General features: G+C 57.0%; 11 protein-coding genes. 6 read left to right on the top strand and 5 right to left on the bottom strand.

Features of this window, described 5'->3' with window-relative positions; translation table 11 throughout:
* The first annotated feature begins 69 nt into the window (after positions 1 to 69).
* From potA to potD, 4 genes are read left to right on the top strand one after another with little or no spacing between them, the layout of a single operon-like run.
* Complete coding sequence (gene potA / locus DD606_RS17260; protein ID WP_166714835.1) at positions 70 to 1,218, top strand: spermidine/putrescine ABC transporter ATP-binding protein PotA; 1,149 nt, start codon at positions 70 to 72, stop codon at positions 1,216 to 1,218.
* Positions 1,202 to 2,059, top strand: coding sequence for a spermidine/putrescine ABC transporter permease PotB (gene potB / locus DD606_RS17255; RefSeq protein ID WP_017693625.1), 858 nt, complete (start codon positions 1,202 to 1,204; stop codon positions 2,057 to 2,059). Before potA ends, potB begins: the two co-directional genes overlap by 17 nt.
* A complete protein-coding gene (gene potC, locus DD606_RS17250; protein ID WP_015570805.1) occupies positions 2,056 to 2,847 on the top strand; it encodes a spermidine/putrescine ABC transporter permease PotC in 792 nt (263 codons plus the stop codon). Before potB ends, potC begins: the two co-directional genes overlap by 4 nt.
* Complete coding sequence (gene potD / locus DD606_RS17245; RefSeq protein WP_022650796.1) at positions 2,844 to 3,878, top strand: spermidine/putrescine ABC transporter substrate-binding protein PotD; 1,035 nt, start codon at positions 2,844 to 2,846, stop codon at positions 3,876 to 3,878. The genes potC and potD overlap by 4 nt, the downstream gene beginning before the upstream one ends.
* 34 nt (positions 3,879 to 3,912) lie before the next feature.
* On the opposite strand, the gene cobB is transcribed toward potD, so the two are convergent.
* From cobB to lolC, 5 genes are read right to left on the bottom strand one after another with little or no spacing between them, the layout of a single operon-like run.
* The gene (cobB, locus tag DD606_RS17240; RefSeq protein ID WP_022647760.1) at positions 3,913 to 4,734 is read right to left on the bottom strand and encodes a Sir2 family NAD+-dependent deacetylase; all 822 of its coding nucleotides are present in this window, start codon (positions 4,732 to 4,734) and stop codon (positions 3,913 to 3,915) included.
* A 14-nt stretch (positions 4,735 to 4,748) separates the two neighbouring features.
* Complete coding sequence (gene nagK / locus DD606_RS17235) at positions 4,749 to 5,660, bottom strand: N-acetylglucosamine kinase (protein ID WP_022650795.1); 912 nt, start codon at positions 5,658 to 5,660, stop codon at positions 4,749 to 4,751.
* A 54-nt stretch (positions 5,661 to 5,714) separates the two neighbouring features.
* On the bottom strand, positions 5,715 to 6,959 hold the full coding sequence (gene lolE, locus DD606_RS17230; RefSeq protein WP_129258930.1) for a lipoprotein-releasing ABC transporter permease subunit LolE: 1,245 nt from the start codon (positions 6,957 to 6,959) through the stop codon (positions 5,715 to 5,717).
* Complete coding sequence (gene lolD, locus DD606_RS17225) at positions 6,959 to 7,660, bottom strand: lipoprotein-releasing ABC transporter ATP-binding protein LolD (RefSeq protein WP_015570809.1); 702 nt, start codon at positions 7,658 to 7,660, stop codon at positions 6,959 to 6,961. The genes lolE and lolD overlap by 1 nt, the downstream gene beginning before the upstream one ends.
* Positions 7,653 to 8,852, bottom strand: a complete 1,200-nt coding sequence (lolC, locus tag DD606_RS17220) for a lipoprotein-releasing ABC transporter permease subunit LolC (protein ID WP_017384712.1) — start codon at positions 8,850 to 8,852, stop codon at positions 7,653 to 7,655. The genes lolD and lolC overlap by 8 nt, the downstream gene beginning before the upstream one ends.
* Before the next feature lie 256 nt (positions 8,853 to 9,108).
* On the opposite strand from lolC, the gene DD606_RS17215 reads away from it, so the two are divergent.
* Positions 9,109 to 10,182, top strand: a complete 1,074-nt coding sequence (locus DD606_RS17215; protein ID WP_129258928.1) for an acyltransferase family protein — start codon at positions 9,109 to 9,111, stop codon at positions 10,180 to 10,182.
* A 567-nt stretch (positions 10,183 to 10,749) separates the two neighbouring features.
* A partial coding sequence (mfd, locus tag DD606_RS17210) for a transcription-repair coupling factor (RefSeq protein ID WP_129258926.1) occupies positions 10,750 to 13,467 on the top strand: 2,718 nt, incomplete at its 3' end.

Here is a 13,467-nt window from a genome sequence, read left to right as displayed (position 1 = left end):
CCGTAGAATGTCCGCCCTCATTACGAGTCACCAAGGTGGTTACACACAAACCCCGCTTCAGTCTGCTGCCTGAGGCGTCTATATGGGACAGCGCGAAAATTGAATACACAACCCCGTTCCCTTTCACCGCTGGTGCAACTGGAACGAATTCGTAAAAGTTTCGATGGCAAAGATGTCATTTCCGACCTTAATCTGACCATCAATGACGGTGAGTTTCTCACGCTGCTCGGCCCCTCCGGCTGCGGCAAAACCACCGTCCTGCGCCTTATCGCCGGGCTGGAAAGCGTCGATAACGGCCATATCCATCTTGAGAACCAGGACATTACCCAGGTTCCTGCCGAAGATCGCCACGTCAATACCGTCTTCCAGAGCTATGCCCTGTTCCCGCACATGACCGTGTTTGAGAACGTGGCGTTTGGCCTGCGGATGCAAAAAACACCGGCCAGCGAGATCCCGCCTCGGGTTACCGAAGCCCTGCGCATGGTGCAGCTGGAGGCATTCGCCCAGCGCAAGCCTCATCAACTTTCCGGTGGTCAGCAGCAGCGTGTGGCCATTGCCCGCGCCGTGGTCAACAAACCTCGCCTGCTCCTGCTGGATGAATCCCTCTCCGCGCTGGACTACAAGCTGCGCAAGCAGATGCAGAACGAGCTGAAAGCACTTCAGCGTAAGCTCGGCATTACGTTCGTGTTTGTCACGCACGATCAGGAAGAAGCCCTGACCATGTCAGACCGTATCGTGGTGATGCGCGACGGCAAGATTGAGCAGGATGGCACCCCGCGTGAAATTTACGAAGAGCCGAAAAACCTGTTCGTCGCCAGCTTCATTGGTGAAATCAATATTTTCAACGCCACGGTGATTGAGCGTCTGGACGAGCAGCGCGTGCGCGCGAACGTGGAAGGCCGCGAATGCAACATCACGGTGAACTTTGCCGTGGAAAAGGGGCAAAGGCTCAACGTCCTGCTGCGCCCGGAAGATCTCCGCGTTGATGAGATCCACGACACGGCTGACGTCGAAGGTCTGATCGGTTACGTTCGCGAACGTAACTACAAAGGGATGACCCTCGAATCCGTGGTCGAACTGGAAAACGGCAAAATGGTGATGGTCAGCGAATTCTTTAACGAGGACGATCCGGACTTCGACCACTCGCTGGATCAGAAAATGGTCATCAACTGGGTAGAAAGCTGGGAGGTTGTACTGGCTGATGAAGAACACAAGTAAGTTCCAGAATGTGGTGATTGCCACGATCGTCGGTTGGCTTGTGTTGTTTGTCTTTCTTCCCAACCTGATGATCATCGTGACCAGCTTCCTGACCCGCGACGACGCGAACTTCGTGGCGATGGTCTTTACGCTGGACAACTACGCGCGCCTGCTCGATCCGCTCTATTTTGACGTGCTGCTGCACTCGCTCAATATGGCGCTGATTGCCACCCTCGCCTGCCTGGTACTGGGGTATCCGTTCGCCTGGTTCCTGGCCCGCCTGCCGCAAAAAGTGCGGCCGCTGCTGCTGTTTTTACTGATTGTGCCGTTCTGGACCAACTCGTTAATCCGCATCTACGGGCTGAAAATCTTCCTCAGCACCAAAGGTTATCTGAACGAGTTTCTGCTGTGGCTGGGGGTGATCGAGACGCCGATCCGCATCATGTTCACCCCGGGCGCGGTGATTGTCGGCCTGGTCTATATCCTGCTGCCGTTTATGGTGATGCCGCTCTACTCCAGCATTGAAAAGCTCGATAAACCGCTGCTGGAAGCAGCGAAAGACCTGGGCGCCAGTAAGTTACAAACCTTTGTCCGCATCATTATTCCGCTGACCATGCCGGGTATTATCGCCGGCTGTCTGCTGGTAATGCTGCCTGCGATGGGGCTGTTCTACGTCTCGGACCTGATGGGCGGGGCGAAAAACCTGCTGATCGGTAACGTGATTAAGAGCCAGTTCCTTAACATTCGCGACTGGCCGTTCGGCTCGGCCACCAGCATAACGCTGACGGTGGTGATGGGGCTGATGCTGCTGGTTTACTGGCGTGCCTCACGCCTGCTGAATAAGAAGGTGGAGCTGGAATGATCGGTCGACTGCTTCGCGGTGGTTTTATGACCGCCATTTATGCGTATCTTTATATTCCGATAATCATTTTGATCGTGAACTCCTTTAACAGCTCGCGCTTCGGGATCAACTGGCAAGGGTTTACCACCAAATGGTATGGCCTGCTGATGAACAATGACAGCCTGCTACAGGCCGCTCAGCACTCGCTGACGATGGCGGTATTCTCTGCCACCTTCGCGACGCTGATTGGCTCGTTGACCGCCGTGGCGCTGTACCGCTACCGTTTTCGCGGTAAGCCGTTCGTCAGTGGCATGCTGTTTGTGGTGATGATGTCCCCGGATATCGTGATGGCCATTTCACTGCTGGTGCTGTTTATGCTGCTGGGCGTCCAGCTCGGTTTCTGGTCGCTGCTGTTCTCGCATATCACCTTCTGTCTGCCGTTTGTGGTGGTAACCGTCTACGCGCGTCTGAAAGGGTTCGACGTACGCATGCTGGAAGCGGCGAAAGATCTGGGTGCCAGCGAGATGACCATTCTGCGCAAAATCATTCTGCCGCTGGCGATGCCCGCCGTGGCAGCAGGATGGCTGCTCAGCTTTACCCTGTCGATGGACGACGTGGTCGTGTCCTCCTTCGTCACCGGGCCGAGCTATGAAATTCTGCCGTTGAAGATCTACTCAATGGTTAAAGTCGGTGTTTCACCCGAAGTGAACGCGCTGGCGACTATTCTGTTGGTGTTATCGCTGGTTCTGGTGATTGCCAGCCAGGTTATTGCTCGTGATAAAACAAAATCTCAGGGGACACAGAAATGAAAAAAATGCTTGCCGCTGCGGCACTGGTGCTCGGAATGGGCGCTGCGCATGCTGATGACAGCAAAACGCTCTATTTCTACAACTGGACCGAGTATGTGCCGCCGGGCCTGCTGGAGCAGTTCACCAAAGAGACAGGCATCAAGGTGATCTATTCGACCTACGAGTCGAATGAAACCATGTACGCCAAGCTCAAAACCTATAAAGATGGCGCGTATGACCTGGTGGTGCCGTCGACCTATTTCGTCGACAAGATGCGCAAAGAAGGCATGATCCAGAAGATCGACAAAACGAAGCTAACCAATTTTTCTAACCTCGATCCTGAGATGCTAAACAAGCCGTTCGACCCGAACAACGACTACTCCATTCCGTACATCTGGGGCGCGACGGCAATTGGCATCAACAGCGATGCCATTGATCCCAAAACGGTTTCATCCTGGGCTGACCTGTGGAAGCCGGAATACAAAAGCAGCCTGCTGTTAACCGACGATGCGCGCGAAGTGTTCCAGGTGGCGCTGCGTAAACTCGGCTATTCCGGCAACACCACCGATCCGAAAGAAATCGAAGCAGCGTATAACGAACTGAAAAAGCTGATGCCAAACGTGGCGGCGTTCAACTCGGATAACCCGGCTAACCCGTATATGGAAGGTGAAGTGAATCTGGGGATGGTCTGGAACGGCTCTGCGTTTGTGGCGCGTCAGGCCGGGACGCCGCTTGAGGTGGTCTGGCCGAAAGAGGGCGGCATCTTCTGGATGGACAGCCTCGCGATCCCGGCGAATGCGAAAAACGTCGAGGGTGCCCTGAAGCTGATCAACTTCCTGCTGCGCCCGGATGTGGCAAAAGAGGTGGCGGAAACTATCGGCTACCCGACGCCAAACCTGGCCGCACGGAAGCTTTTAAGCCCTGAAGTGGCAAATGATAAATCGCTTTATCCGGACGCTGAAACCATCAGCAAAGGGGAATGGCAGAACGACGTCGGTGACGCGAGCCGCCTGTATGAAGAATATTATCAGAAGCTAAAAGCAGGCCGTTAATGCATAACGGGCGACGCAATGTCGCCCGTTACTCTTATAGCCCCTTCAGGAGTTTATCCACAAAGGCTGGCACCACCTCGCTCGCCAGACCGTAATGTTTCTCTTCAAACTCACTCCCGACCTGGCTTGGCTCCAGATTAAGCTCCACCGTATGGGCGCCTTGAAGTCGCGCTTCGTGAACAAATCCCGCCGCCGGATAGACATGTCCCGAAGTACCAATGGCGATAAAGACGTCCGCCATGGCCAGGGCGCTGTAGATCTCATCCATTCCCAGCGGCATTTCGCCAAACCAGACCACATGCGGACGCAGACGCGAAGGGAACTGACAGCAGTGGCAGCGGTCTTCGTCCAGCACGTCCTCTTTCCACTCCAGCACCTGACCACTCCAGGCGCACCGCACCTTGAGCAGTTCGCCGTGCATGTGAATGATGTTGTGGTTTCCGGCCCTTTCGTGAAGATTGTCGATGTTCTGCGTGACCAGCAGAAAACGATCCCCCAGCGCCTCCTCCAGCTTTGCCAGCGCCAGGTGCGCCGCATTCGGCGCAATCTCCGGCTGCTGAAGCTGGCGACGGCGGGCGTTGTAGAACGCCTGCACCAGCGCCGGGTCGCGGGCGAAACCTTCCGGCGTCGCCACATCTTCAACTCGGTGTTCTTCCCACAGTCCATCCGCTGCGCGGAAAGTCTGAATACCGGATTCGGCGGAGATCCCCGCCCCGGTCAACACCACCACTCTGGGTTTATCCATCGCTTCTGGCATCATCCTGTCTCTGAAAAAGATCCGCTGACGCAGGCGTTCACGTAAGCGGCGTTTATTTTTGCGAAAACGGCTGAGTCGACCCTGGCGACGCGACAGCATAATAACCTCGTAAACTAATCGGTGAGATGAAGGAATGCGGCTCCGCGCATGCCTCCTGCGTCCCCGTGTCGCGCACGCTCAATGCGCGGCACGCGGGCGACCGGCAATAAATGTCGGGTCAGACGCCCGGACAACTGTTCCGTAATCGCAGTGAAATTTGACAGCCCTCCCCCGATCACCAGCAGATCCGGATCGACGATAGTCAGGATATTCCCCAGACACACCGCCAGCAGATCCAGATAGCGCTCGACGTGCTCACGCGCCTGCGCATCCCCCTGCTCCCACAGGGTAATGATTTGAGGGGCCTCAAGTTTCTGATGATAGAAGTGTTCGTAAAGCCATGCAAACCCGCGGCCTGATAGGTAGTTCTCAATACAGCCGTGCTGCCCACAGCCGCAGCGGGTCAGCGGGAAATCACGTCCGACGACCTCCAGAGCATCCACCGGCAGGCGGATATGGCCAAATTCGCCGGTAATATAGCTGCGCCCGGTAATGGGCTTACCGTTAATGACAATCCCGCCACCGACGCCCGTTCCGAGGATCAGCCCCATCACCAGCGGGAAGCGACGGAATTCATCATCCCAGGCTTCAGAGAGCGCGAAGCAGTTGGCATCGTTATCTAAGCGCACGTCGCGTTCAAGGAGCGCGGAGAGATCGGCCCGCAGCGGTTTGCCGCTGGCGGCAGGCACGTTGGCCGCGTACAGCGTGCCATCGTCGGTTTCGGGCATACCCGGAATACCAATGCCAACGCTGCCTTTGACGCCAAAGCGTTCATCCGCTTGCGCCACCAGTGCGGCAATGGCGGTTAAAAATTCATCGTAGCTTTCGCGCGGCGTGGGGACGCGGGTTTCCCATTGTAGCTTAAGATCTTTATCGAACACGCCGAGCGCAATCTTGGTGCCGCCAATATCAAATCCGTAATACATGATGCATTCCTCTGTTTGATTCAGCGGCCAAAAGACCGCTAAACCATGACGAAATTACTGGCCACTTAATACCCTCGCCGGATCAATTCGGCTAGCGCGACGCGCCGGATACCAGCTTGCCAGCAGACTCAGTAAAAGTGCTGTAACCAGCACATAAATAACGTCCAGCCAGTGCAGTTCAGACGGCAGGAAGTCAATAAAATAGATATCGCCTGACAGGAACTGATGGCCAATAAGCGCTTCAATCCCGTTGATAATCGGCGTCAGCTGAAGGGAAACCACCACGCCGATCGCCACGCCGCAGAGGCTGCCAAACAGCCCCGCCAGTAAACCGTACCAGACGAAGATGGCGCGAATAAGACCGTCTTTCGCCCCTAAGGTACGCAGCACGGCGATGTCGCCGCTCTTATCCTTAACGGCCATCACCAGCGTCGAGACGATATTAAAACACGCCACACCAATCACCAGCACCATCGCCAGATACATAATCGCGCGGATCATCTGGATATCACGATACATATACCCGTAAGTGCCGATCCAGCTTTTGATGTAGACATAGTTATTCGTCACGCTGCCAGCGTCACGCACCAGTTTATTGGCGTTGAAGACGTCCTTAACCTTAATGGCAATGCCCGTCACGCTGTCGCTCATATCCAGATACTGGCGTGCATCTTCCAGCGGCACCATCGCGAAGCTGTGATCGAGCTGGCCGCTCAGCTGCAAAATACCGGTGACGTGCAGACGTACGCGCTTAGGCTGCTGCAATTTGTGATCAGCGCTGGCGTTCGGGATCATGATCGAGACCCAGTCGCCCTGCTTCACCTTCAGCGCATCGGCAACGCCTTTGCCCATGATGATCTGCTGCTCGCCAGCCTTAAAGTTTGCCCATGCGCCATTTTGCACATAGCGCGGCAGCGCGCTCAGACGCTCTTCCTGACGAGGATTTACCCCTTTCACCTGAATGGCGCGCAGGTTTACCCCGCTCTCTACCAGCCCGGTAAAGTTAATGTAAGGTGCAGCCGCCGCAATACCGGGCACCTTTTCCACTTTGTTCAGGGCATCCTGCCAGTTGGACCACGGCTGGTTAACCGGCTCGATTTCACCGTGAGGGACAACGGCCAGAATGCGGTTATTCAGTTCACGCTCAAAGCCATTCATGGCGCTTAAGCCCACAATCAGCACCGCCACGCCCAGGGCGATACCGATGGTGGAGATCACGGAGATAAGGGAAACCATCCCGCTCCGGCGACGACCGCGGCTAAAGCGTAACCCGATGAGTAACGATAACGGTGAAGCCATTACTCCGCTCCCATCAGCGTCAGTTCAGCATTCAGACGACCGTCGCGCATTTCCAGCTGACGCCCCATCCGCTTAGCCAGTTGTAAATCGTGGGTGACCACCAGAAACGCGGTTCCCTGCGCGGCGTTCAGTTCGCCGAGAAGCTGGAAAATGCTGTCTGCGTTACGCGCATCGAGGTTACCTGTCGGTTCATCCGCCAGCACCAGGCGCGGGTTGTTGACCAGCGCACGGGCGATGGCCACACGCTGACGCTCACCGCCGGAAAGCTCAGACGGACGGTGATTCCCGCGATGACCCAGCCCTACCGCTTTTAGCATGTCGCTGGCGCGGGCATTAATTTCCGCGGGTTTCTTTTTACCAATCAGCAGCGGCATTGCGACGTTTTCCAGCGCCGTAAAGTCCGGCAGCAGATGGTGGAACTGATAGATAAAGCCCAGCTCGCGGTTACGCAGCTCGGCTTTCGCCGTAGACGACATTTTACTCAGCGGCTGCCCGGAGAAGATCACATCGCCTTCGGTTGGCGTGTCCAGCCCGCCAAGCAGGTGCAGCAACGTACTTTTACCGGAGCCAGAGCTGCCGACAATCGCCATCATCTCGCCTTCGCCCACGCTAAAACTCACATTGTGCAACACGTCGGTCTGCACAGTGCCTTCCTGATAGCGTTTGGACAGGTTGTCGCACTGCAACAGGATCTTATTCATAACGTAAAGCCTCAGCGGGTTGAGTGGCGGCAGCCCGCCAGGAAGGATAAAGCGTAGAAAGCAGCGCAATGGCCATCGCGGCCAGCGCAATACCGACCACCTGGAGCGGCTCGATAGCCACCGGCAGCGCCGCGCCATCAAGCAGCGCGCCGATAATCGGCATGAGATTGTTGAGCTGGCTGGCGAGCAGCGCCCCCAGCGCCGCGCCGAGCAGCGCGCCGATGATGCCGGCGCTGGCGCCCTGGACCATAAATACCGCCATGATCTGGCGCGGAGTCAGCCCCTGGGTTTGCAGAATGGCGACTTCGCCTTGCTTCTCCATCACCATCAGCCCGAGCGAGGTGATGATATTAAACGCGGCAACGGCCACGATCAGGCTCAGCAGCAGCCCCATCATGTTTTTCTCCATGCGCACGGCCTGGAACAGTTCGCCTTTCCGGTCGCGCCAGTCCTGCCATTTCGTCCCTTCCGGTAGCGTCTGCTGGCTGAGGGTATCCACCTTCAGCGGCGCATCAAGCCACAGACGCCAGCCGGTAATATTTCCCGCGGGGTAGCGCATCAGACGCGAGGCGTCCTGAATGTTCACCAGCATCTGGTAACCATCAACTTCGCTGTTCGCCGCAAACGTGCCAATCACGTTGAACAGGCGCTGGCTTGGCAGACGCCCCATCGGCGTAAACTGACTGGCTGACGGCACCATCACGCGCAGCTGATCGCCACGGTTGACCCCGAGCTGCCCGGCAAGCTGCTCGCCGAGGATGACGTTGTATTTACCCGCTTCCAGGTCGGTTTGTTTCACATTGACCAGGAACGGCGTCAGCGGATCTTTTTGCGCGGGATCGATACCCAGCATCACCCCGACCGCCACGCTACGGGCGCTTTGCAGCACCACATCGCCCGTCGTGAGCGGCGCAACGCGCGTGACACCCTGTAACTTCACCGCGCTTTCCGGCAGCTGTTGCGGATTAACGGAACCCTGAGTGGAAGAGAGAACGGCCTGCGGCATGAGCCCCAGGATATTGTTTTGCAGCTCGCGCTCGAAGCCGTTCATGACGGAAAGCACCGTCACCAGTGCCATCACGCCAAGCGTAATGCCAATAGTCGAAAGCCAGGAGACAAAGCGACCGAAGCGGTCCGCGGCGCGCCCACGCATGTAACGTAAGCCTATAAAGAGTGCGACAGGTTGATACATGAAATCCGTCTGTTTGCTGATAGCAGACCCACGAGTATATAAGCGAATCCGTTAAGCGTAAATGACTGAAACCGTAAGATTCGGTAATCATTTTTCCGAAAAATTCAGATAAATCATCATGCTACTGACTGAACTTCCGCCAGACAGCCTCCACCTTTTCCGAAAATCGTCCTGATACAGACTGTTACCCATTACATCAGGGCTTCATTTTACAACAATCGGCGTTTCGTTTATGGCAACAAGGTCGTCACGCACCATGAAACAAAAAGCATTATGGATTAACCAGATAAAAGGCCTGTGCATCTGCCTGGTGGTAATTTACCACTCGGTGATCACCTTTTATCCTCACCTTGACGGGCTACAGCATCCGTTATCGGGCCTGCTCGCCAAATGCTGGGTCTACTTTAATCTTTACCTTGCCCCGTTCCGTATGCCGGTGTTTTTCTTTATCTCCGGCTATTTGATCCGTCGTTATATCGACGAGGTGAACTGGCGCACCAGTCTCGACAAGCGGATCTGGAGCATCGTCTGGGTTTTGGCCCTGTGGGGCGTCCTGCAATGGCAGGCGCTGACCCATCTGAATGCCTGGCTCGCCCCCGAGCGAGAACTGGCGACAGCATCCAATGCGGCCTACGCCGATTCCGTTTCAGAGTTTGTACTGGGAATGCTCACGGCCAGCACCAGCCTGTGGTATTTGTACGCGTTAGTGGTCTACTTTACGCTCTGTAAGCTGCTGAGCCGCTGGAAACTGCCGATGCTGGGGATTCTGGCGCTGGCAAGCATCGCCATCAACTTCCTGCCGTTACCGTGGTGGGGAATGAACAGCGTGGTTCGCAACATGATCTACTACAGCCTCGGCGCATGGTACGGCGCGCAGTTGATGGCGTGGATGAAAGGGATGAATTTGCGCCGCAGCTGGCTGGTACTTATCGCCTCTGGCGCGGTGTCGGTAGTACTGTGGTTCGCTAATGTTCCTCTGCCGCTCTCACTGCTGTCGATCGTGGTCATCATGAAGCTCTTTTACAGCTTCGAGCAGCGTTATGCCGTTCATCCCAATAATCTGCTGAACGTCATCGGTTCAAACACCATCGCGATTTATACCACCCACCGCATTTTAATTGAGGCGTTTAGCCTGCTCCTGATTCGCGAAATGAATGCGGCGTACTGGCCGATCTGGGCGGAGTTAACGCTGATTCTGGTCTATCCGTTTATCAGCCTGCTCGTCTGCACGCTGGTTGGGCTGGGGGCACGTAAGCTCTCAACCGCCCTCTTTGGCGACCTTTTCTTCTCCCCTCCCGCGCGGCTTTCGCCCGTGCCCACGACCCGCTAACTAACCCTGTCCCATGCGGACTACAAAATAAGGCCTGCACAGACGGCTCCCTCTCCCTATGGGAGAGGGCTGGGGTGAGGGTGAACATACAGCTGTGGTGCTCGTTCCGTTCACCTTATATTCCTTGCTATTCTATAACCGCACGAGCGGTGAACGTGCCAGGGTGGCTCAGTCGCCACCACCCTGGCAACCCGGGCTCCCGGCGGTAAATCGTCGCTTCGCGATACCCTCGGCTTATTCCTTCCGGCTATCGGGTCGGGCATGAGCCTGCATCCATGCAGGCCACGCCCTCTCGGCGCATCCCTGCGCCTCGCCCCGGCCTTCAGGAAACGCCTCAGCGATTTACAGCCGGACCAGGGCATCGCTGAAAGCCCTCAGTTAGTCTGAAGACAACGTTATTGCTTCTGCTTTCAAATTACTGAGGAACCCTCTACCCATCCGGGGGCACTTTCCCTCTTGTGCGGTTACGATTTGCTTATGTAAAACGATCGAGGATAATAAAGACATTGCGTATCAGTGATATGCCCCAATACTGTTGGTATATCCCCAAGAGACTCTGACATAGCCATGCCTGAACACTATCGTTTTTCCTTGCCTGTAAAAGCAGGTGACCAACGCCAGCTGGGCGAACTGACAGGCGCGGCCTGCGCCACGCTGGTGGCGGAAATTGCCGAGCGGCATCCAGGGCCGGTGGTGCTGGTTGCCCCGGACATGCAAAACGCCCTGCGCCTGCACGACGAAATTCGTCAGTTCACCGACAGTCTGGTATTCAGCCTGGCCGACTGGGAAACGCTTCCCTACGACAGTTTCTCTCCGCACCAGGAGATCATCTCCTCGCGCCTGTCGACGCTGTATCAGCTCCCCACCATGCAGCGCGGCGTGCTGATTGTGCCGGTGAATACCCTGATGCAGCGCGTCTGCCCGCACAGCTATTTGCACGGCCATGCGCTGGTGATGAAAAAAGGCCAGCGCCTGTCGCGCGATGCCCTGCGCGTGCAGCTGGATGGAGCCGGCTATCGACATGTCGATCAGGTGATGGAGCACGGCGAATACGCGACGCGCGGTGCGCTGCTTGATCTCTATCCGATGGGCAGCGACCAGCCGTACCGTCTGGATTTCTTCGATGATGAGATCGACAGCCTGCGCGTGTTCGACCCCGACACCCAGCGCACGCTGGAGGAAGTGGACTCTATTAATCTGCTGCCCGCCCATGAGTTCCCGACGGATAAAACCGCCATCGAACTGTTCCGCAGCCAGTGGCGCGACAGGTTCGACGTGAAGCGTGATGCCGAACATATCTACCAGCAAGTCAGCAAAGGCACCCTTCCGGCCGGGATCGAGTACTGGCAGCCCCTGTTCTTTAACGAACCGCTGCCGGCGCTGTTCAGCTACTTCCCGGCAAATACGCTGATTGTTAACACCGGGGATATCGACGCCAGCGCCAGCCGCTTTGAAAGCGAAACGCGCGCCCGCTTTGAAAACCGGGGCGTTGACCCGATGCGTCCGCTGCTGCCGCCGGAAATGCTGTGGCTGCGTACCGACGAGCTCAACGCCGAGCTGAAACGCTGGCCGCGTATGCAGCTCAAAACCGATTCGCTTGCCGATAAGGCCGCCAACACTAACCTCGCCTTCCGGATGCTGCCTGACCTGGCCGTTCAGGCGCAGCAGAAATCGCCGCTGGATAATCTGCGCAAGTTTCTTGAGTCCTTCACCGGGCCGGTGGTCTTCTCCGTTGAAAGTGAAGGTCGCCGTGAAGCGCTGGGCGAACTGCTGGGAAGGATCAAAGTCGCGCCAAAGCGTATTCTTCGCCTGAGCGAAGCGACCGGAAATGGCCGTTACCTGATGATCGGCGCCGCCGAACACGGATTCATTGATACGCTCAATAACCTGGCGTTGATATGTGAAAGCGACCTGCTGGGCGAGCGCGTCGCGCGCCGTCGTCAGGACAGCCGTCGCACCATCAACCCGGACACCCTGATCCGCAACCTGGCCGAACTGCACCCCGGTCAGCCGATTGTTCACCTGGAACACGGTGTGGGTCGCTATCAGGGGATGACCACCCTCGAAGCAGGTGGCATCAAAGGTGAATACCTGATGCTGACCTACGCTAACGACGCCAAGCTGTATGTTCCAGTGTCGTCCCTGCATCTGATCAGCCGCTACGCCGGGGGCGCGGAAGAGAATGCGCCGCTGCACAAGCTGGGCGGCGATGCCTGGGCGCGTGCACGCCAGAAAGCGGCGGAAAAAGTGCGCGACGTGGCCGCCGAGCTGCTGGATATTTACGCTCAGCGTGCGGCCAAAGAGGGGTATGCGTTTAAGCATGATAAAGAGCAGTACCAGCTGTTCTGCGACAGCTTCCCGTTTGAAACTACGCCGGATCAGGCCCAGGCCATCAACGCCGTGCTGAGCGACATGTGCCAGCCGCTGGCGATGGATCGCTTAGTCTGCGGCGACGTGGGCTTCGGTAAAACCGAGGTGGCGATGCGCGCCGCTTTCCTGGCGGTTGAGAACAACAAGCAGGTGGCGGTGCTGGTGCCGACCACCCTTCTTGCCCAGCAGCACTTCGACAACTTCCGCGACCGCTTCGCCAACTGGCCGGTACGTATCGAAATGTTGTCCCGCTTCCGCAGTGCCAAAGAGCAGACGCAGATCCTGGAACAGGCAAGTGAAGGCAAAATTGATATTCTGATCGGCACTCACAAGCTGCTGCAAAGTGACGTGAAGTGGAAAGATCTGGGGCTGCTGATCGTCGACGAAGAGCACCGCTTCGGGGTGCGCCACAAAGAGCGCATCAAAGCCATGCGCGCCAACGTCGATATTCTGACCCTGACCGCAACGCCGATCCCGCGCACCCTGAACATGGCGATGAGCGGCATGCGCGATCTGTCGATAATCGCTACCCCACCGGCGCGCCGTCTGGCGGTGAAAACCTTTGTTCGCGAGTACGACAATCTGGTGGTGCGCGAGGCGATCCTGCGCGAAGTGCTGCGCGGTGGCCAGGTCTATTACCTGTACAACGACGTTGAAAATATTCAGAAAGCCGCCGACAGGCTGGCAGAGCTGGTGCCGGAAGCGCGCATCGCCATTGGTCACGGCCAGATGCGCGAGCGCGAGCTGGAGCGGGTGATGAACGATTTCCACCACCAGCGTTTCAACGTGCTGGTGTGTACCACCATCATTGAGACCGGAATCGACATTCCGACGGCGAACACCATCATCATCGAACGGGCGGATCACTTCGGCCTGGCCCAGCTGCACCAGCTGCGCGGGCGGGTCGGGCGTTCG

This window comes from Enterobacter cloacae complex sp. GF14B, from assembly GCF_004136805.1.
Classification (GTDB): Bacteria; Pseudomonadota; Gammaproteobacteria; order Enterobacterales; family Enterobacteriaceae; genus Enterobacter; species Enterobacter hormaechei_C.
This window is presented reverse-complemented; position numbering and strand designations above follow the sequence as displayed.

Coding starts and splice junctions, on each gene's coding strand:
- potB (WP_017693625.1), top strand. CDS start 1,202: ATGAAGAACACAAGTAAGTTCCAGAATGTGGTGATTGCCACGATCGTC.
- potC (WP_015570805.1), top strand. CDS start 2,056: ATGATCGGTCGACTGCTTCGCGGTGGTTTTATGACCGCCATTTATGCG.
- potD (WP_022650796.1), top strand. CDS start 2,844: ATGAAAAAAATGCTTGCCGCTGCGGCACTGGTGCTCGGAATGGGCGCT.
- cobB (WP_022647760.1), bottom strand. CDS start 4,734: ATGCTGTCGCGTCGCCAGGGTCGACTCAGCCGTTTTCGCAAAAATAAA.
- nagK (WP_022650795.1), bottom strand. CDS start 5,660: ATGTATTACGGATTTGATATTGGCGGCACCAAGATTGCGCTCGGCGTG.
- lolE (WP_129258930.1), bottom strand. CDS start 6,959: ATGGCTTCACCGTTATCGTTACTCATCGGGTTACGCTTTAGCCGCGGT.
- lolD (WP_015570809.1), bottom strand. CDS start 7,660: ATGAATAAGATCCTGTTGCAGTGCGACAACCTGTCCAAACGCTATCAG.
- lolC (WP_017384712.1), bottom strand. CDS start 8,852: ATGTATCAACCTGTCGCACTCTTTATAGGCTTACGTTACATGCGTGGG.
- DD606_RS17215 (WP_129258928.1), top strand. CDS start 9,109: ATGAAACAAAAAGCATTATGGATTAACCAGATAAAAGGCCTGTGCATC.